We start from the raw sequence: 18,210 nt of genomic DNA, 5'->3' as shown, positions 1-18,210 counted from the left end.
GACCTCCGTCCGTGCGGAGTAACCCCCGAAGCCCCCCGGGGGATGTCACAGGACGGACGCAATGGAGTCCCCGTTCCTCTCTCGCGGCCATCACGCCCGGTGGGAGCGGGTACGTTCGAGGACGTGGCTGGATTCAGGAACGGACGCGGCCGGGACAACCGCGACCCGCGACAGCAACCGCAACCCCCACAGGGGCAGGCCGGGCGGCGGCAGCAGCCGTCCCAGTGGCCGTCGGCGGGTGCCCAGGCGAACCCGGGGCAGTACGGCGGCGGGCAGCAGTACAGCGGCGAACCGGAGTACTTCGGCGAACCGCAGTACCAGCAACAGCACTACGCACCCCCGCAGGGAGCCGCCCCCCACCCGCACCAGCAGCCGCCGCAGTACGGGCAGCCGCAGGGCCCCGGGCAGGGCGGCATCCCCTCGGCCGACCCGTACCCCGCCGCGAACAACCCCGGGCACACCCAGGCGTTCCGCGTCGACGACCCGTACGGCGACGGTGCCACCTACCGGGCGGGCACCGCCCCCGTCCCCAGCGGCCCCCGGCTCGCGTGGCGCGACCTGCTGACGGGCATCGTGATGCGCCCCAGCGAGACGTTCCTCCAGATGCGGGACTACCCGGTCTGGGGCCCGGCGCTGATCGTCACGCTCGTCTACGGCATGCTCGCGCTGTTCGGCTTCGACGACGCGCGCGACGACGTCATAGGCTCCACGCTGTCGACCGCGATCCCGTACGTACTGATCACCGGCGCGGCCTTCGTCGTCGGTGGCCTGATCCTCGGCGCGGTCACCCACACCCTCGCCCGCCAGCTCGGCGGCGACGGCTCCTGGCAGCCCACCGTCGGCCTGTCCATGCTGATCATGTCGCTGACGGACGCGCCCCGGCTCCTCTTCGCGGCCTTCCTGGGCGGCGACAACGGCTTCGTGCAGATCCTCGGCTGGCTGACCTGGCTGGCGGCGGGCGTCCTGATGACCTCGATGGTCCGAAAGTCGCACGACCTGCCCTGGCCCAAGGCACTCGGCGCCTCGGCGATCGAACTGCTGGGCCTGCTCTCCCTGCTGAAGCTGGGCACGTTCTAGGAACTCCCCTGAGGCCAGTGGGCCCTGGCACGGCTGAGGCTGCTGAGGCCCGCCGCGGGGGGCTCAACGCCGCAAGCGCTACGCGCCCGGCGTCAGGGGCCGCCGGACCTCACCGGCCCCCCAGGTGTCATCGGCGCCATCGGTCCCCGGGCGCCGGCCCACGGCCGCGGCCCCTCGTCGGACACCACGGACGACGTCGAGGTCGCGGCGGTCGCGGCGTATCTCCCGTACGGGGGCGACGAGTCCTGGCCCGAACGCGTGGACCGCGCCGAACCCGACGGCGCGCGGAAGCCGGTGGAGCCGGCCGGCCGCATCCGCTACCGCTCCCGGGAGCCGGGCCGCGCCCCGAACGCGCGGCGGCGCCTGCGCACCGACCAGCCCGCGTACCTCCAGAACGTCCTCGCGAGCGCGTACGGCTCGGTGGTGGAGCAGGTGCGGCTCGGTGCTGGACCACATGGACCTCACGCCCGTCCCGCACGACGTGAACCGGGCCGGGGAGGACGAGGTCGAGGACGGCGCCGGGACGCCGACATGGAACGGCCCGACCGCCGCACCCCCGCCGGGTGGCATTGCGCGCACCGGCACCTCAGGCATCACTCGCATCACCCAGGCATCCCGCACGACACCTCAGGCATCACCGAGGCATCTCCCACGACGCCTCAGGCGTCACCCTGGCATCCCGCATGACACCTCAGGCGTCCAGCACCTGCCCGGAGCGGCGTACGACGGGAGGTTGCACACTCCACGGGAAGTTGATCCACTCATCGGTGCGCTTCCACACGTACTCGCACTTCACGAGCGAGTGCGACTTCTCGTAGATGACGGCGCTGCGGACCTCGGCGACGTGCTCCACGCAGAAGTCGTGCACGAGCTTCAGCGTCTTGCCGCTGTCCGCGACGTCGTCGGCGATGAGGATCCGCTTGTTGCCGAAGTCGACGACGTTCGGCACCGGCGCGAGCATGACCGGCATCGCCAGCGTCGTTCCGACGCCGGTGTAGAACTCCACATTCACCAGGTGGATGTTCTTGCAGTCCAGGGCGTACGCCAGGCCCCCGGCCACGAAGACACCCCCGCGGGCGATGCTCAGCACTATGTCCGGCTCGTATCCGTCGTCCGCGACGGACTGCGCCAGCTCACGCACGGCCGTGCCGAACTGCTCGTAGGAGAGATCTTCCCGGGACTGGCTCACGCCTGGCACTCCAAAGCCTCAGACATCGGTCCGATGGAAATTGAGATACGACCGCGAGGCCGTGGGCCCCCGCTGGCCCTGGTAGCGCGACCCGTACCGCTCGGACCCGTAGGGGAACTCGGCGGGGGAACTCAGCCGGAACAGGCACAGCTGACCGATCTTCATCCCCGGCCAGAGCTTGATCGGCAAGGTCGCCATGTTCGACAGCTCCAGCGTCACGTGCCCCGAGAAGCCCGGGTCGATGAACCCGGCCGTCGAGTGCGTCACGAGCCCGAGCCGGCCCAGACTCGACTTGCCCTCCAGCCGCGAGGCGATGCCGTCGGGCAGGGAGATCACCTCGTACGTCGAGGCGAGTACGAACTCCCCCGGATGCAGGATGAAGGCGTCATCACCCTTGGGCTCCACGAGCCGGGTGAGACCGGACTGCTCGACGGCGGGGTCGATGTGTGGATACAGATGGTTCTCGAAGACCCGGAAATACCGGTCGAGCCGCACGTCGATGCTCGACGGCTGCACCATCGAGGGATCGTACGGTTCGAGGCGGACGCTGCCGGAATCGAGCTCGGCGCGAATGTCCTTGTCGGAGAGAAGCACGCCCCGAGGATACGCAAAGTGCGCGGGACACCAGGAACCGGCCGTCCCGCGCACTCGCGCACACTCCGCCCTAACGCTGCTGCTGACGCCCCACGGACGCCCTCACGGGCCCGGGCACAGCCCCGACCGCAGGCACCGGCCCGGACGCGGGCACGGCCACAGGAACAGGCACCGCATTGCGCAACCGGGCACACCGCGGGCACCGGATGAGCCGGCCGGGGCCGATCCTCCCGGCATCGAGATGCTGCATCGGGAACGACGCGGTACTGAACACATGGCCTTCGGCACAGCGGACGACGGTGCGGTCCATCAAATCCATCAGGTCCCTTCCCCAGAACGCGGACGAACGCCACATTAGGGGATGACCAGGACAACACCGCGCCCGGCACTCCGAAGCCCCACGCTACGCCCCAACTCCCGCCCGCCACACCCGCGTCCACCCCCACGACACCCCGAACACGCCGCCAGGCCCCGAACAACAGAAGCCCCACGACGGGCCGGGAGCAGGCTGCGCCGGGGGGCGGGGGATGCGGTAGAGTCTGGATCGATCGGGCGCCGGATTCCTCGGCTGCCACTCCGCGGGTGTAGTTTAATGGTAGAACATGAGCTTCCCAAGCTCAGAGCGCGAGTTCGATTCTCGTCACCCGCTCCAGAGAAAAGCCCCAGGCCATTGGCCCGGGGCTTTTGTGTTGTCTAGACCTCTCTCGGCGTCCTGCACGAGAGCCGCACCAAGAGGACCGGACTCCATGGAAGCTGCGGATGGCGCAGCGAGCGGCGCGACGCTCGCTCATATCCGACCGGGGCCGTAGACGCTCTCGATTCCGGATGTCTCGACGACGCACGGGCGGTGCTCCCCGCCCGCGGATCAGCCGCACGCATGCACTCTTAGCCGTTCAAGCACGGTGGGCAACGGCTCTGCGCAGGCCGTAGGCGGCGGCGCCCGCCACGATCACCGCGGCCCCCCACAGCACCGACGCGAACGGCAGGGCGAAGGCCAGAACCAGACAGCCCGCCGTGCCGAGGAGCGGAACGATCCGGGCGGGGCGGCCCTCGGCAGGCGTGAGGGTCCAGGCGGAGGCGTTGGCAACGGCGTAGTAGGCCAGCACGCCGAAGGAGGAGAACCCGATCGCGCCGCGCACGTCGGTCGTGGCGGCCAGGATGGCGACCACGGCGCCGACCGCGAGCTCCGCGCGGTGCGGCACCTGGAACCGCGGGTGGACGGCGGCCAACGCGTGCGGCAGGTGGCGGTCACGGGCCATGGCCAGCGTGGTGCGTGAGACGCCGAGGATCAGCGCGAGCAGCGAGCCGAGCGCCGCAAGGGCCGCCCCGACGCGCACGAGCGGGACGAGGGAGGGGACACCAGCGGCCCGGACGGCCTCTGCCAGCGGGGCTGTGGTGTGGGCGAGACGCGCCGGGCCCAGCACCAGGAGCACAGCGACGGCGACGGCCGCGTACACCACCAGCGTGATACCCAATGCGAGGGGGATCGCCCGGGGGATGGTCCGCTTCGGGTCGCGGACCTCTTCGCCGAGGGTGGCAATGCGGGCGTAGCCCGCGAACGCGAAGAAGAGCAGCCCAGCTGCCTGCAGTACGCCGCCGAAGGCGGCATCCGAGCCGATGTCCAGATGTGCGACCGCGGCGGTGCCGCCGGTCAAGCAGGCGGTCACCACGGCGGCGAGCGCCGCAAGCACGACCGCGACGATCCCGCGCGTCAGCCACGCGGACTTCCGCACACCGACGTAATTCACCGCTGTAAGCGCCACCACGGCCGCGACCGCCACCGGATGCGCCTGCCGGGGCCACACGTACGAGCCGACGGTCAGGGCCATAGCCGCACACGAGGCGGTCTTGCCGACCACGAAACCCCAGCCGGCCAGGTAGCCCCAGAAGTCCCCGAGCCGCTCGCGGCCGTAGACATAGGTGCCCCCCGACTGCGGGTACCGGACGGCCAGACGGGCGGAGGATGTGGCGTTGCAATACGCGACCACAGCGGCCAGGGCAAGCCCCAGCAGCAGACCGGATCCCCCGGCGACGGCGGCCGGGGTGAGCGCGGCGAAGATCCCGGCGCCGATCATCGATCCAAGCCCGATCACCACGGCATCGAACACACCAAGGTGCCGCCGCAGTTCCCCCGCCTCGTCAGACGGAAGCGTTGTCCCCATCGTTCGCTCCTCGACCACGGTCTCGTGGTCATAACGGAATCCGAAATTTGCCGCACGATATATGAGCAAGGTGTCGATCAGCCGACCTGCGCCCCTCGGGAGACTTCGGATGCCGGAGCTAGTGGAGCCCGTCTGAGGGGACTTGAGGCTGATCCGACTGGCTCGTCGCAGGGCGGGCAGTAAGGACGGCGGCGGCCGTCAGGGCGGCGAGGACGGCGAAACCGCCGGTGAGGGTGGTGACCGTCGCGACGGCGGCGACGATCAGCGGGCCGCCCGCGTCGCCGAGTTCTCGGCCGAGTTCCGCGGATCCCATGGTCTGGCCGAGGTGTTCGGGCGTGGTGGACGCTGCCAGTGCGGTGAAGGCGATCGGAGTGATCAGCCCGGTACCCGTGCCGATCAGGACGGCGGCCAGGAGGAGGCCGGACAAGCCGGGCAGTGTCACGGCGGCGAGGCCGGCGGCGGTGACCGCGAGGCCGGTGGTGGTGCCGGTCGAGGTGGTGAGACGCCCGTGGTCCAGGGCGGCTCCGGCGCATGGCTGCACGAGTGCCGCGGTGGCGGCGAGGAGGGAGACGGCCGCACCGGTGGCGATCGGGCCGAGATGCGCGGCGTTCCCGGCGATCGGCAGGAAGCCCACACCGACCGACAGCGCGGCGGTCGCCAGGGCCAGCGCGGTCGTGGGCCGCAGGAAGCTTCCCTGGCCCAGCCGCTTCGCGAGGTCGAGCACGGTCTGCCGTTGCCTGGGAAGCGGTGCCAGTGGGGGCACCGTACAGACTGCCCACACCGCGACAACGGCGGCGAGCGCCGTCATGGCGGTGAACAGGAGAGTGAGACCGCCGAGCGCGACGAGCGCGCCGCCGAGTACGGGTCCCGCGGTGTAGCCGATGCTCTTGAAGAAACCGTACGAGCCGAAGGCCCGGCCGCGCTTGGCCGCCGGGTTCAGGCGGGCGACCAGGGCCGAGGCCGCCGGGGAGAACGCGGAGGCGGCGGCTCCCTGGCCGAGCCGTGCCGCCCACAGCAGGCCGCTGTCGTGGGCGAGCGTGAACAGGACGGAGGAGGCGGCGAAGGCAATCAGGCCGCCGATCAGGACGGGGCGGGCGCCGATGCGGTCGGACAGGGTGCCGAAGACGGGCTTGAGGAGGACCTCGGCGCCGTCGTACAGGGCGAGCAGACCGCCGAGCATGAGCAGGGAGTCGTGGTGGCCGGTGGTAAAACGTCCCAGGTTGGCAGCGACTCCGTGGGCGCCGAAGGCAGTGGTGAATCCGGCCGTGTACAGCGGCCATGTCCGCCATCGGGCCACGGTGGGGCCCGGGAGTTGCGTGGTCATGTGGGGAGGTCCTCCGACCTTCAGGGCTGGTGCAGGGCGCGGAAGACCCTCTCGGTGTAGTCCTCGTAGGCTTCGGTGGACTCCTTGAGCCGCTGCGCGGCCCGTGCTGCCTAGGGCGCCGCGAACACGTCGCGGGCCTTGAGTCGCGGTGGCACCGACACAGCCGCTCCAGGCTCAGGTCGCGGCCACAACGCCACACGGTGCCGGGACGGCTCCGACGGCAGCCCCACCAGCGGCGCCCAGCGAACCGTCCTGTCTCCACTCGTCACACTGTCGAGCGGATCGGGTGTTACACGTGAGGACGTTGCGGCCGGGATGAGCATCCCCGGCGCTCGATGAGCCTTCACCACATGGACTCCTGCGGCGGAAAGCCGTCGCTGTACCAGACGCTGCCGTCTACCCGAATGCCCATCGCCTCGTAGCCCTGCTGCTCGGCGATCCAGGCGGGAGCCGCGTCGCCCATGGCGAAGGCGGCTGTGGCGAAGACGTCTGCCGGGCCGATGCGGGGACCGACGACCGTCAGCGACAGCCACGCTCCGGCCGGCTTGCCGGTGTGCGGGTCGAAGATGTGGGCGCCCCGCTCAGCAGTTCCGGACGTCGCGACGGCGATGTCGCTCCCCGGCACGACAGCGACGAGACGTCGGGGGCTGTGGGGATGTGCCACACCGATCCGCCAGGGCTCTCCGGACGCCGCTTCGCCGTAGACCTGCAGGTCGCCGCCGCCGTTGACGTACGTGTTGTGTGCGCCGGCGGCATGCAGCAGCCCCGCGGCGCGTTCGATGGCCCATCCCTTGACGAGCCCCGAGGGGTCGAGTCTGCCGGCCGGGCTGCTCGTGAAATAGCCGCGGGTGGCGGCGGTGGCCCGGTCGCACAACGCGAGGACGTCCGCCACTTCGTGCGGGCAGCGGTCGAGTGTGGTCTCGCCCCTGTCGAGACGGCTGATCGCGCTGTCCTGGCGGTAGGTCGAGAAGATCGCGTCCATGCGGTGGAGCCAGCGCACAGCGTCCTGCAGGGCATGTCGTACGCGCACGGTGGGCCGGTCTCGGATATCGAAGGAGAACACGGTGCCCATGACGTGTTCCACGTGTCTGAAACCAGCAGGGTCGTCAGCCATGCGCCTGGTCCAGCGCGCTCTGCAGGGAGTTGATGTATCCGGCACTCGTGTAGCTGGCCCCGGAGACGGCGTCGATACGAGCGCTCTGCGCGCCCAGTGCCTCCCGGGTGAGCCGCGGCAGGGAGTACGAGGCGATCTCCTGGTCCCGGCCTGTTCCACGGGGCACCTGGAGCACCGTGACGGCCGTGAGCCTCCCGTGTGCGAGGGTCGCCGCGACCTGGACGGGACCGTAAGGGGTGTCGATGATCGAGCCGGTGAAACGGCCGTTGCCGCCCGGCGCGGTGGAAGGATGCTGCGACGGCGGGGTGGCCGGTGGGCGCGCGGTGACGTTGGGCGGAGCGGTGTGGTGCGGCTTGAGGAACAGCAGCAGTGCGACGCCCGCGAGTGTCGAGGCGGTCGTGACGGTGACTCTGTGCAGCGGCATGGGTCTTCTCCCCGGGGGCTTCAGAAGGCGAAGGACTCGTGGTGGATACGGTTGCGCGGCACTCCGGCCGCGCGCAGGGCGCGCCGTGCCGCGTCCGTCATGCCGGGCGGCCCGCACAGGTAGACGTCACGTGCGGCGAGATCCGGCACGGTCCGCTGCAGGGAGCGCGCCGTCAGCGGTATCGCCTGGGCTCCCGGCTCGTCGAGGGCGTACAGAACGCGCGTGCCGCGCGAGCGGGCCAGTTCGTCGAGTTCGTCACGCAGGGCGAGATCACGCGTACTGCGGGCCCGGTACATGAGGACGACGTCGCCCGGGAGCGTCTCGAACAGCGTTCGCAGCGGGGTGATGCCCACGCCCCCCGCGATCAGGAGGGTCCTGCCTGTGGTGGCGCGGGCCGCGGTGAATCCCCCGTAGGGTCCCTCGGCCAGGACCCTGGTCCCGGGGGCGAGATCGGCAAGGGCCGTGCTGTGCGAGCCGGTTGCCTTGACGGTGATCCGCAGGAACCGGGGATCCGGCGCGGCGGACAGGGAGTAGGGGTTGGCGGCCCACCACATGCCGCGGACCAGGAAGCGCCAGCGGAAGAACTGGCCCGGCCTGGCGGCCAGGACGTCCAGTCGCCGGCCTGTCAGGTAGACCGAGACCACGCCGGGGACCTCGCCGCGGACCTCAGCCACGCGCAGCTGGTGGCGTAGCGCCCGCCGGATCGGCACGAGGAAGCGGAACCAGAGGAGCAGGGCCGCGACCGACAGGTACATCGCGTACCACGCGATCTCCAGTGCCCGGTTGCCGACGAATTCCGCCCCGTTGGCGAGCGTGTGGCCAAAGGCGAGGAAGACGGCTGCGTAGGTGGCGAAGTGGAGGTAGTGCCAGGTCTCGTAGCTCACCCTCCGGCGGACCGCACGGGCGGAGATGATGCCGGTGCCCAACAACAGCAGGAAGCCGATCGTGGCCTTCAGCATCTCCGGGTAGTGCAGGACGAGGTCGGTGGTCTCGCTGGTGAGAGGAACATTCGACGTCAGGGCGTAGCCCCAGATGATCAGCAGCACGTGGGCGCAGATAAGGCAGACCGCGTAGCGGCCCGCCATGGCGTGCCAGCGTGCCAGGCGGTCGCTGCCCACACCGTGGTCGAGCAGCGGCACGCGCGCCATCAGCGCCAGCAGGACAGCGCACGCGTAGCCCGCGAGCAGTCCCGCTATGCGTCCGGCGTTCGTCAGCCAGCCGTCGAGGCCGACGACGGAACCGGTGTCGAGCCACCACATGGCGAGCAGACCTGCGGCCCCCGTCCAGCCCAGGCCCTGTGCCGCGTACGGGACGACGCGTACCGCGGCGCTCCGGTCAGCCGACGGCCCGGGCCGGGCGCGCGGAGGCGGATGGCGAAGAGTGCCGGTGGTCATGGGTCCCTCCTTGGCGCGTGCGGAGCCCCACCCTCACCGATGACCCTCTGAGCACGTTCTGAATGGAGAGATCCGACGTGTTTCAGAGGAAACTCAGAGGGTCGTGCGGCCGTGTCCCCGCCCGGTGTGGGTGATGCTGGAAGGGCAATGGCCCCCCGCATCCCGCGCACCGTGCTGCGCAGACCCGACGGCTCACCCGCCCGCGTCCTCGTCGTCGACGACGAGGACGCGCTCACCGACGCGCTCGCCGGTGCGTTGCGCTACGAGCAGTGGGCGGTCCGGACAGCGGCGGACGGCCGCACGGCCGTGGCTGCCGCCCGCGCGTTCCAGCCCGACGCCGTCGTCCTGGACTGGATGCTCCCCGACATGGACGGCCTGCGGGTCCTGCACGCGCTGCGCGAAGTGTCGCCGGACGTGTGCGTGCTGTTCCTGACCGCGCGGGACGCGGTCGAGGACAGGATCAAGGGCATCACAGCGGGCGCCGACGACTACGTCACCAAACCGTTCAGCCTGGAGGAGGTGCTGGCCAGGCTGCGAGGCCTGCTGCGCAGGTCCGGCATGGCGCGCGAGCCCGGCACCGACCTGCTGCAAGTGGGGGACCTGGTCATGGACGAGGACGCCCGGGAAGTGACGCGCGGCGACCGCGCAGTGGAGCTGTCGCGCACGGAGTTCGAGCTGCTGCGGTTCCTGATGCGCAACCCCCGCCGGGTGCTGTCCAAAGAACGCATCCTCGACCATGTCTGGTCGTACGATTTCGGTGGCAGGGCACACATTGTGGAGCTCTACATCAGCTACCTCAGGAAGAAGGTCGACGCCGGTCAGGCGCCGATGATCCACACCGTGCGCGGGGTCGGCTACGTCCTGAAGCCCGAGAGTCCCCCACGGGGGCCGCGGTGAGACTGCCCGGCCCCCGTTCGCTCCGGGCCCGCCTCAGCATCGGGCTCGTATTGCTGCTCACCCTGGCGTGCCTGGCGATCGGCGTCACCACCGTGCTCGCCCTCGGAAACTTCCTCGAACAGCGCCTCGACCAGCAGCTTTTGGCCGTGGGCGGCCGATTCCCCGCCAGCCTGGAACACGAAAAGCACCCCGACGCCGACAATCAGGCGGACACGCGCGGCCAGTCCGAGGGCACCTTCGGCGCACGTCTCCTGCCGGGTACCGCGACGCATGCCTCGGTGGTACGCGATGAATCGGACACTTCCGTCCCCCTGACCAGCGCTGACCGGCACGCCCTGGCCGCCCTGCCCGCCGACGGCCATGGCCGGACACTGCACCTGTCGGCCCTGGGGAACTACAGGGTCGCTGCCGTCCACGGCGACGACGGCGACCTGCTCGTCACTGGCCTGCCACTGCGCCCCGTGGAGGAGACGCTGCACCGCGTCGAGATGGTCGAGGCCATCGTGTTCGGAGCCGCCGTACTGGTCACAGGGGTGGCGGGAACACTGTGGGTCCGGTGGTCCCTGCGTCCTCTCAACCGGGTCGCCGCCACCGCGACCGAGGTCACCCGGCGTCCCCTGGCCAGCGGTGACGTCGCCATGCCCGGGCCGGTCCCGTACACCGACGCGCGCACCGAGGTCGGGCAGGTCGGCACCGCACTCAACCGCATGCTCGGCCACGTCGGGGACGCACTGCGGCGGCGGCAGGCGAGCGAGGAGCGGCTCCGGCTCTTCGCGGCGGACGCCAGCCACGAGCTGCGTACCCCCGTGGCCACCGTGCGCGCACACGCCGAACTGGCACTGCGCCACCCCGGGGCGGTTCCCGAGGACGTAAGCCACGCCCTGGAACGCATCCTCTCCGAGAGCGAGCGGATGACCGGCCTCGTCGACGACCTGCTCCTGCTGGCCCGGCTAGACGCCGGACGACCGCTGGCCAGGGACACCGTCGACCTCACCCGGCTTGCGCTGGACGCCATGAGCGACGCGCGTACTGCCGCGCCCAGGCACCGATGGCGTCTGGAACTGCCCGAGGACCCGGTCACGCTGACAGGGGACGCGCACCGGCTGCACCAGGTGATCGCGAACTTGCTGGCCAACGCGTATACGCACACGCCCCCGGGCACCGAGGTCACCCTGCGTATCACCGAGGAAGACCGCACGATCGGCATGGATATCACCGACACCGGGCCGGGCGTGCCGGAGCACTTGCAACCCGACATCTTCGAACGTTTCACCCGCGCCGACCAGGGCCGCACCCGCGCTGAGGGCGGCACCGGTCTCGGCCTGGCAATCGTGGCCGCAGTGGTCGCGGCCCATCAGGGCACCACAGAACTCGACAGTCGACCGGGTCGGACCCGGTTCCGTGTGCGGGTACCACGGAGCCCTGCGCCTCCGACCTCGCATCCATGAACGAATCCCGTTGGCCCTCCTGCCGGACTTGGCACGTCGTGAAACGTCCACCGGGAATGGTCCACGGTCCGCCGACGCTTTGTCACCAGCGGTCAGCATGACGGCAAGCACGGCTGCCATCCCCAGGCGGGACCACGTGCCCTTCAGAGCGGACAACACTGGCCACCACGGGCATTCACGGGGCTGCGGGAGAAACCCCATACGAGGCTCTTTGCGCAGGTCAGACAGCAGGTTGCCGCAGCTGGTAACGGTGATTCCCAAGCTCAGAGCGCGAGTTCGATTCTCGTCACCCGCTCCAAAGAAAAGCCCTCGGCCGCGTCACCCTCCGCCAGAAGACCCGGCTGTCCCGCAAACCGGACACCTGGCGGTACGAATGGGACGCCGAGGACCGCCTCACCTCGGTCCTCGCACCGGACGGCACCCGCTGGCGCTACACGTACGACCCGGTCGGCCGCCGTACCGCGAAGCTGCGCCTCGCAGCGGACGGGGAAAGCGTCGTCGAACGCGTCGACTTCACCTGGGACGGCACCACCCTCTGCGAACAGAGCACCACCTCGCCCGACCTGCCCGCCCCCGTCACCCTCACCTGGGACCATCAAAGCCTGCGCCCGCTCGCTCAGACGGAACGCATCGGCGCGGCCGATGCGTCCCAAGACGAGATCGACTCACGCTTCTTCGCCATCATTACCGACCTCGTCGGCACCCCGAGCGAACTCATCGACGAACAGGGCGACGTCGCCTGGCACACGCGCAGCACCCTGTGGGGCACCACCGCCTGGGCAGCGGACAGTACTGCCTACACCCCACTGCGCTTTCCCGGCCAGTACTACGACCCTGAAACCGGCCTCCATTACAACTACTTCCGCCACTACGACCCCGAAACCGCCCGCTACCTCACCCCTGACCCACTCGGACTCACCCCCGCGCCCAACCCGGCCACCTACGTCTCCAACCCCATCATGTGGCTCGACCCCGGCTGCGCAGCCGGTCGTGGGAACTCCCGGGTCAGGCCGTGGTCGCGCCGGCGGCGGAAGAACGCGTAGACGCGGTGCCAGGGAGGGAAGTCGGCGGGCATCGCCCGCCACTTGATGCCGTTGTCGACCAGGTAGCGGACCGCGTCCAGTCTCGCCCGGTGGCAGTACGCTTCCGGCTGCCCGCCCTGGCCCCGCATCCAGCCCGGCACCGGCAGCAACGGCCGCGCCACCGCCCACTCCGTGTCCGTCATGTCCGGCGGATAACGCCGCTGCCGGCAGCGTTTCCGAACCGGTGAGCCAGATAGTCACACCCCGGAGTGACCGAACTGGGCCGACCGGCCATCCGCACGGAACACTCCGACACCCGGGCCTCCTGACGTTGCTCGGTGATTCGACACCAACGAGCTGTCAGAAGGCCCCACCTCTATGCGCTGAACCCACGGTGACCACCCGATCGGGAACCCCGGTTCGAAGCCCACCCCTCATGGCCGGAACGACAACAGCGACTCACCGTTCTTGGGACGACCTCGTCCTCGGCGATGGCGTAGAGGGGCTCGATACGGGCCTTCTTCGCCTCGTGGTCGGGATCGCTCCAACACTTCCAGGTCTTCACGCGTTGAAAGGAGACGCCCCCTCGGAGCGCGGTTTGGTTCGATCGCTCCGGGGAGGCAGGCAGGCTGATATCCGAGTGAGATGACGGATGCGGAATGGCCGAGGTCTCCTGCACCGGTTCGATCGGGCCGCGCGGAATTGTCAGCGACCGTCGATGGCCGCCGCCAGGGCCCGAAGCATCTCGTTCGCCTCGGGCAGATGCTGCTCCGCAGGGCGGAGCAGATCCGATGTCTTGCGTATGACGCGTTGCGCCGTCGCCCTGACTACCCTGCGCCCTTCCTCGGTCAGTGCCACCCACGTTCCGCGGCCGTCGGAGTCGCTCTTCTCGCGGACCACCAGACCCTGCTTTTCCAGCCTGCGCAGCGCGTTGCTCGTCCCTCCTGAGGTCAGGACGGAGCGTCGGGCGAGGTCGGTGGGGCGGAGCCGGTCGTCAGATGGAGCTGACAGAAGAGTCGTCAGGATGTCGTACTCGGCCCGAGCCAGGCCCGCGGCCGCGAGCTCGGGTTCGAGGACCCCATTGAGCATCCCTGCAAGACGCACGATGCGCCGCATGAACTCCACCGACCCCGAGGTGAGCTGGTCATCGGGTACGGCCGAGCGCAGAGCCGACTCTTCGACGCTCGCGGGCTTCCTGTCGTCCTTCACGGGCCCAGACTACCACATTGGCTTCTCTGAAAGCTTGTGCTATAGATTCTAGGAAGCTTTCTGGAAAGGCAATGGAAAGGTTGTCCCTGTGCCCAAGCCATCGATGCGAGCGCTCGTCCTCCGGATCACCGTCCTCGCGGTGGTGAACGTGGGTCTACCGACCCTCGCGTTCATCCTGCTCCCGCCGCTGGTCGGCGGAGTTGTACCGGCTCTCGTCATCGGGACCGCGATCCCGGCGCTGTTCGTCCTGATTCAGTGGCCGGTCCGCAAGAAGCTCGACCCGATCGGAGCCCTTGCGGCACTCGCTTACGGCATCGGTCTGCTCGTCTTCGTCGCGAGCGGCGAGAATCCGTTCGTCCTGAAGATCCAGGAAGCCGTGCTCGTCGGCCCCGTCGGCATCGTGCTGCTGATATCGGCGATGGCCAAACGGCCCCTGCTGATGACCGTGATGCGATTCGCCAGGCGACGCAACGGCGACTCACCGACACCCGCCAACGACTTCGAACGCCGGCTCTGGCAAGCTCCGACAGCGGTGCTCGGAAGCGCCCTCCTGGTGAACGCCCTCACGACGATCACGCTCGCCTTCACGCTCCCCACGTCCACCTTCTTGATCATCCACAAGCCCGTCGCCTTTCTGATCACGCTCGCCGGGATCGTGGCCGTGGTCCTCCTCGTCAAGCGCCGTCTCGCGGAAGTGGGAGCGTGGGCCGGCAAGGCCGCGAAACGAGTGACGACGACCATCACGGGCGTACGCGTCTTCGACGGAACACGCCTCACCGAACCCCAGGACGTCTCGTTCTCGACCGTGTTCGAGAACGGCGATCCGGCGGTCCGTGCCGATGTCGTCGTGGACGGTTCCGGTGCGACACTCCTGCCAGGGCTCATCGATGCGCACACCCACACCGTGCGAGGCCGCGCCGACCTGGCATCCCTCGCCCAGTGGGGCGCGACCACGGCCCTCGACATGGCCACCTGGCCGGCCCAGTTCGCCCGCGCCATGCGGCATCAGCCCGGCGTCGCCGACCTGCGCACCGCGGGCACTCCCGCCACCGGTCCGCACGGCCACCACGCCGAGCTTCCGAACTTCCCGAAGGACGGCCTCATCACGTCACCCGACGACGCCGCCTCGTTCGTCGCGCGCCGGGTCGAGGACGGCGTGGACTACGTGAAGGTCATCCTGGATGGCCCCCCTCCCGCGGGACTCTCGGTCGACACGGCGAAAGCCATCGTCGCCGAGGCGCACCGCAACGGTCTCCGAGTCGTCGCGCACGCCGCGTCGCTCACCGCCTACCGCGATGCGGCGGCTGCCAACGTGGACATCCTCACGCACGTGCCGATGGACGGACTCCTCAGTCAAGACGACATTGCGGCGTTGGCCGGCTCGATGGCCGTCGTTCCCACGCTCGTGATGATGGAGGCAATGGCCCGGACCCGGGGCGACGCGGACTACGCCGCGGCACGCGAAAACGTCCGCCGCCTCCACCGGGCCGGTATCAGGATCCTGGCCGGCACGGACGCCAACGCCGCACCCGGAATACCGTGGTCACCGCCGCACGGCGCTTCCCTCCACCACGAACTCGAACTCCTCGTCGACGCGGGACTCTCCCCCGCCGAGGCGATCGCCTCTGCCACTGCCCTCACGGCTGACACCTTCGCCCTCAACGACCGCGGACGCGTCGGAGCAGGACTACGCAGCGACGCCGTGCTGGTGCACGGCGACCCCACCGCCGACATCGCAGCGACACGCAACATCACCGATGTCTGGATCGAAGGAACGAAGATCAACGGTGCGGTCGAGGCACCGGGGCCGGGGCAGGAGCCGGTCGAAGGAACCAGGTGGCAGAGCCCGCACCAGGACGCGCGCAAGGGCGCCGTATGGGCATCGTTCTGGAAGCGCCACCGCGTCGCCGCCATCGCCGTCCTTGCTGTCACCGCGGTCGCGGTCGGAGCCGTGGTGACGTACGTGAACGTGGGAGGGGACTCCGCCGCTGCGCAGTCCGGGACGCGGGCGCAGTCCGCGTCGGTCTTCTTGAACAACGTCGCCAAGGTCGCCGCCACTCAGCCGACCGGCTCGGGGAAGTACTGGAAGACCCACTTCAAGACCCACGACGTGTACACCTCGCGGTCGATGGAATCCGCCTACGTCGTCGCCGGCAAGACCCTCCGCACGATGCGGTCCCCCGGCTGGAAGATCGGCCCGAGGCGCCTTGGCTGGAACGCCCTGGACCGCCTGCCCACGAACCCGGCGTTGCTGCTCCGGCAGATCGAGAACACGCCGAAGGAACCCGCGGGTGGGGACGAGGGCACTGGCACGCTCGGCTTCGCGCAGGCAAGCACCCTGCTCGCCGACTCCCCCGCCAGTCCAGAACTGCGCAGCGGGCTGTTCAGGGCACTTGCCCAACTGAAGGGTGTGAGCGTCGTCGGCACCGTCAAAGACAGCGCCGGCCGCAGTGGGACGGAGTTGGCCCTGCACGGCGGCGCCGACACCACTGAAGTGATCATCGACCCGAAGACCAGCACGCTCCTGGAACTCATCCAACCCTGGCGAAACGAGAAGGACCAGCGCCAGGCGACCTACCTGTCCGTCGGCCTGACCGACAGGATCGGCTGACCGGCGACGAGGACCCGACACCGCCCCATGCCGCTCCGAGCCGGGCCGGAGTGGCGCGGGGCAGGACGAAGTCCAGCCGCTGGTACTCCTTGGCCAGGCGCACCACGCCCGGAAGCCAACCACCTGGCAGTAACTGCTACGACCATCTGACTTGTCGACGGGTCGGCTCGCGGGGAGGGGCGGGAATGTGTACTGGGTACAGCGTTGATATCGGGGCCTTGTAGCAGGCGGCGTCCGGTGTGAACGGCACGCTCGACGAGATCAGTGTGCAGAAGGTCAGCGCCACCCCGCGCGATGAATCAGCCATCGGCCACGGCGAACTGGCCAGCACTCTCTCGGACTTCCTCAGCCGTTGGCAGCGCGGCGTGGACAACCTCTCCAAGGACGCCCAAGAAATCGCCACCCGCCTCACGGACAACGTCAACGCCTACGACAAGGTGGCCAAGGCCATACACCACAGCTTCACAGGCATGTTGCACGGCGACAGCAGCGACCCCGGGGTGAAGTGACCGTGACGGAGCTCGGAGACACCGAAGATGCCGACGCCCTCATACCTGGCAACCCAACCACCATCGGCAGCACCCAGGAGGCGCTGAAGGCGTACGGCGACATGCTCCACCTCGCCGGCCAGGGACTGCGGCGCATCGACACCAGTGAAGGCTGGCGCGGTGAAGCAGCCGACGCCTTCCGCGAGGTCTATCACGGCCAGCCCGGCAAGTGGCTGCGCGCAGGGGACGCCTTCCACGATGCCGCGAACGCGCTGGGCTCCTACATCTCCACGCTCACCTGGGCTCAGAGCCAGGCCGGCGACGCAATCATCCTGTCGAACGCCGGCAAGGCACATCACCAGGCCGCCCAGGACACCCTGGACAGCGCCCGAAGCCAACTGGACTCCGCAGGCCATACCGCGGCAGTCGCTGTCGGCAGGGCTCGCGATCTCGCGCCGCCGAAGCCCAGTCTCTGGTCCCGCATGGCCCACGACGCGGGCGACTTCCTCTCGGGCGCCGGACATGTCGCCAAAGACGTCGGCGAAACCGTCGCGACCGACCTCGCTTCCATCGGCAACGCCGCGATCAACAATCCCGGATCACTCGCAGAGACCGCCGGCGGCATCGGCCTCATGGCCCTCGGCGCCGGCGGCGAAGTCGGCGGGACCATGCTCGACGCCACCGGCATCGGCGCGCTCGTCGGCGTCCCTGCAAACGTCGCCTCCGCAGGAGCCATCGCGAGTGGGGCGGGGCTCGCCGGCGCCGGAATGTCGAACATCCTGCGCGCCAGTGGTCAGCAGCGGGGGCAGCGGGGCCCCTGAGGGTTCCGTGCCTGACCGCACTTTCGCAGCGCCGGACAGACAGCGACCTCCGGCCACTGGTTGGCCGGCTCGGATGACAGTCCTGCGCGCGCCATCGGACGTGGGGCGCCGCGAGCTCGGCCGGATCGGCCGCGCCGAAGGATGGGCAGGACGTCGAGCCGCGCAGCCGGCGGTACAGCTCGTCCGCGGTGGGGGCGGGCCACTCGTTCGCCCATCGCCCCCTGTAATCAATGAAGTTGACCGCTCCGCGGCCAGGGTCTTCCCGGGCGCCGCGCGTGAGGACCGCCTCCACCTGCGAGAGCCGGACCTCGGTGTCGCCCTTGGTCGCGAAGGTCAGCGGTGCCCTGCGGTCCTGCCCCTGCCCCTGCCCCTGCCCCTACGAATCGAGGTGCGCGGCGATCCAGCGCAGAGGCCGTCCGACCACACGCCGGACGTG

General features: G+C 69.8%; 15 protein-coding genes, 1 tRNA gene and 2 pseudogenes. 8 read left to right on the top strand and 10 right to left on the bottom strand.

Annotated features, from left to right (window positions below; genetic code table 11):
- Nucleotides 1-123: 123 nt before the first annotated feature.
- A complete protein-coding gene (locus OG310_RS18870; RefSeq protein WP_329457048.1) occupies nt 124-1,077 on the top strand; it encodes a Yip1 family protein in 954 nt (317 codons plus the stop codon).
- Between the two features lie 691 nt (nt 1,078-1,768).
- Here the strand turns inward: OG310_RS18870 and OG310_RS18865 are convergent.
- Nucleotides 1,769-2,266 (bottom strand): phosphoribosyltransferase, encoded by a 498-nt coding sequence (locus OG310_RS18865; RefSeq protein ID WP_329457047.1) that lies wholly within the window; start codon nt 2,264-2,266, stop codon nt 1,769-1,771.
- Nucleotides 2,267-2,284: 18 nt separating this feature from the next.
- Nucleotides 2,285-2,860: a dCTP deaminase gene (gene dcd, locus OG310_RS18860; RefSeq protein ID WP_329457046.1), complete on the bottom strand. Its 576-nt coding sequence runs from the start codon at nt 2,858-2,860 to the stop codon at nt 2,285-2,287.
- A gap of 578 nt (nt 2,861-3,438) precedes the next feature.
- On the opposite strand from dcd, the gene OG310_RS18855 reads away from it, so the two are divergent.
- Nucleotides 3,439-3,512, top strand: a tRNA-Gly gene (locus OG310_RS18855).
- Nucleotides 3,513-3,753: 241 nt separating this feature from the next.
- Here OG310_RS18855 and OG310_RS18850 read toward each other — a convergent pair.
- The 6 genes and pseudogenes from OG310_RS18850 to OG310_RS18825 form a co-directional block, all read right to left on the bottom strand.
- Entirely contained in the window at nt 3,754-5,022 is a 1,269-nt protein-coding gene (locus OG310_RS18850; RefSeq protein ID WP_329457045.1) for an APC family permease, read from the bottom strand.
- Between the two features lie 118 nt (nt 5,023-5,140).
- Nucleotides 5,141-6,346, bottom strand: coding sequence for an MFS transporter (locus tag OG310_RS18845; protein ID WP_329457044.1), 1,206 nt, complete (start codon nt 6,344-6,346; stop codon nt 5,141-5,143).
- 20 nt (nt 6,347-6,366) lie between these two features.
- A pseudogene (locus OG310_RS18840) lies at nt 6,367-6,417 on the bottom strand (hypothetical protein); the annotation flags it as partial.
- Nucleotides 6,418-6,689: 272 nt separating this feature from the next.
- A complete protein-coding gene (locus OG310_RS18835) occupies nt 6,690-7,418 on the bottom strand; it encodes an FAD:protein FMN transferase (protein WP_329457043.1) in 729 nt (242 codons plus the stop codon).
- 34 nt (nt 7,419-7,452) lie between these two features.
- Entirely contained in the window at nt 7,453-7,884 is a 432-nt protein-coding gene (locus tag OG310_RS18830; RefSeq protein ID WP_443078690.1) for an FMN-binding protein, read from the bottom strand.
- A 20-nt stretch (nt 7,885-7,904) separates the two neighbouring features.
- A complete protein-coding gene (locus OG310_RS18825; RefSeq protein WP_329457042.1) occupies nt 7,905-9,278 on the bottom strand; it encodes a ferredoxin reductase family protein in 1,374 nt (457 codons plus the stop codon).
- A 147-nt stretch (nt 9,279-9,425) separates the two neighbouring features.
- Here OG310_RS18825 and OG310_RS18820 point away from each other — a divergent pair, with 147 nt between their 5' ends.
- The 3 genes and pseudogenes from OG310_RS18820 to OG310_RS18810 all read left to right on the top strand — a co-directional run.
- Nucleotides 9,426-10,175, top strand: coding sequence for a response regulator transcription factor (locus tag OG310_RS18820; protein WP_329457041.1), 750 nt, complete (start codon nt 9,426-9,428; stop codon nt 10,173-10,175).
- Nucleotides 10,172-11,623, top strand: a complete 1,452-nt coding sequence (locus tag OG310_RS18815) for a sensor histidine kinase (protein ID WP_329457040.1) — start codon at nt 10,172-10,174, stop codon at nt 11,621-11,623. The genes OG310_RS18820 and OG310_RS18815 overlap by 4 nt, the downstream gene beginning before the upstream one ends.
- Nucleotides 11,624-11,919: 296 nt before the next feature.
- Nucleotides 11,920-12,597, top strand: a pseudogene (locus OG310_RS18810) (RHS repeat-associated core domain-containing protein); the annotation flags it as partial.
- Here the strand turns inward: OG310_RS18810 and OG310_RS18805 are convergent.
- Entirely contained in the window at nt 12,564-12,794 is a 231-nt protein-coding gene (locus tag OG310_RS18805; RefSeq protein WP_329460247.1) for a transposase, read from the bottom strand. The pseudogene OG310_RS18810 and the gene OG310_RS18805 overlap by 34 nt on opposite strands.
- Before the next feature lie 556 nt (nt 12,795-13,350).
- The gene (locus tag OG310_RS18800) at nt 13,351-13,854 is read right to left on the bottom strand and encodes a MarR family winged helix-turn-helix transcriptional regulator (RefSeq protein WP_329457039.1); all 504 of its coding nucleotides are present in this window, start codon (nt 13,852-13,854) and stop codon (nt 13,351-13,353) included.
- A gap of 88 nt (nt 13,855-13,942) precedes the next feature.
- On the opposite strand from OG310_RS18800, the gene OG310_RS18795 reads away from it, so the two are divergent.
- The 3 genes from OG310_RS18795 (at nt 13,943) to OG310_RS18785 (ending at nt 17,774) form a co-directional block, all read left to right on the top strand.
- Nucleotides 13,943-16,465 (top strand): VC0807 family protein, encoded by a 2,523-nt coding sequence (locus OG310_RS18795; protein WP_329457038.1) that lies wholly within the window; start codon nt 13,943-13,945, stop codon nt 16,463-16,465.
- 239 nt (nt 16,466-16,704) lie between these two features.
- Nucleotides 16,705-16,974 (top strand): hypothetical protein, encoded by a 270-nt coding sequence (locus OG310_RS18790; RefSeq protein WP_329457037.1) that lies wholly within the window; start codon nt 16,705-16,707, stop codon nt 16,972-16,974.
- A 2-nt stretch (nt 16,975-16,976) separates the two neighbouring features.
- Nucleotides 16,977-17,774, top strand: a complete 798-nt coding sequence (locus OG310_RS18785) for a putative T7SS-secreted protein (protein ID WP_329457036.1) — start codon at nt 16,977-16,979, stop codon at nt 17,772-17,774.
- Nucleotides 17,775-18,210 lie beyond the last annotated feature (436 nt).

This window comes from Streptomyces sp. NBC_01497 (assembly GCF_036250695.1).
Taxonomy (GTDB): domain Bacteria; phylum Actinomycetota; class Actinomycetes; order Streptomycetales; family Streptomycetaceae; genus Streptomyces.
The sequence above is the reverse complement of the archived record's forward strand: the minus strand, read 5'-3'. Positions and strand labels throughout refer to the sequence as shown.

Bases quoted from the DNA above. Each gene is read 5' to 3' on its own strand.
- OG310_RS18850 (WP_329457045.1), bottom strand. From the start codon at position 5,022: ATGGGGACAACGCTTCCGTCTGACGAGGCGGGGGAACTGCGGCGGCAC.
- OG310_RS18845 (WP_329457044.1), bottom strand. From the start codon at position 6,346: ATGACCACGCAACTCCCGGGCCCCACCGTGGCCCGATGGCGGACATGG.
- OG310_RS18835 (WP_329457043.1), bottom strand. From the start codon at position 7,418: ATGGGCACCGTGTTCTCCTTCGATATCCGAGACCGGCCCACCGTGCGC.
- OG310_RS18830 (WP_443078690.1), bottom strand. From the start codon at position 7,884: ATGCCGCTGCACAGAGTCACCGTCACGACCGCCTCGACACTCGCGGGC.
- OG310_RS18825 (WP_329457042.1), bottom strand. From the start codon at position 9,278: ATGACCACCGGCACTCTTCGCCATCCGCCTCCGCGCGCCCGGCCCGGG.
- OG310_RS18820 (WP_329457041.1), top strand. From the start codon at position 9,426: ATGGCCCCCCGCATCCCGCGCACCGTGCTGCGCAGACCCGACGGCTCA.
- OG310_RS18805 (WP_329460247.1), bottom strand. From the start codon at position 12,794: ATGCGGGGCCAGGGCGGGCAGCCGGAAGCGTACTGCCACCGGGCGAGA.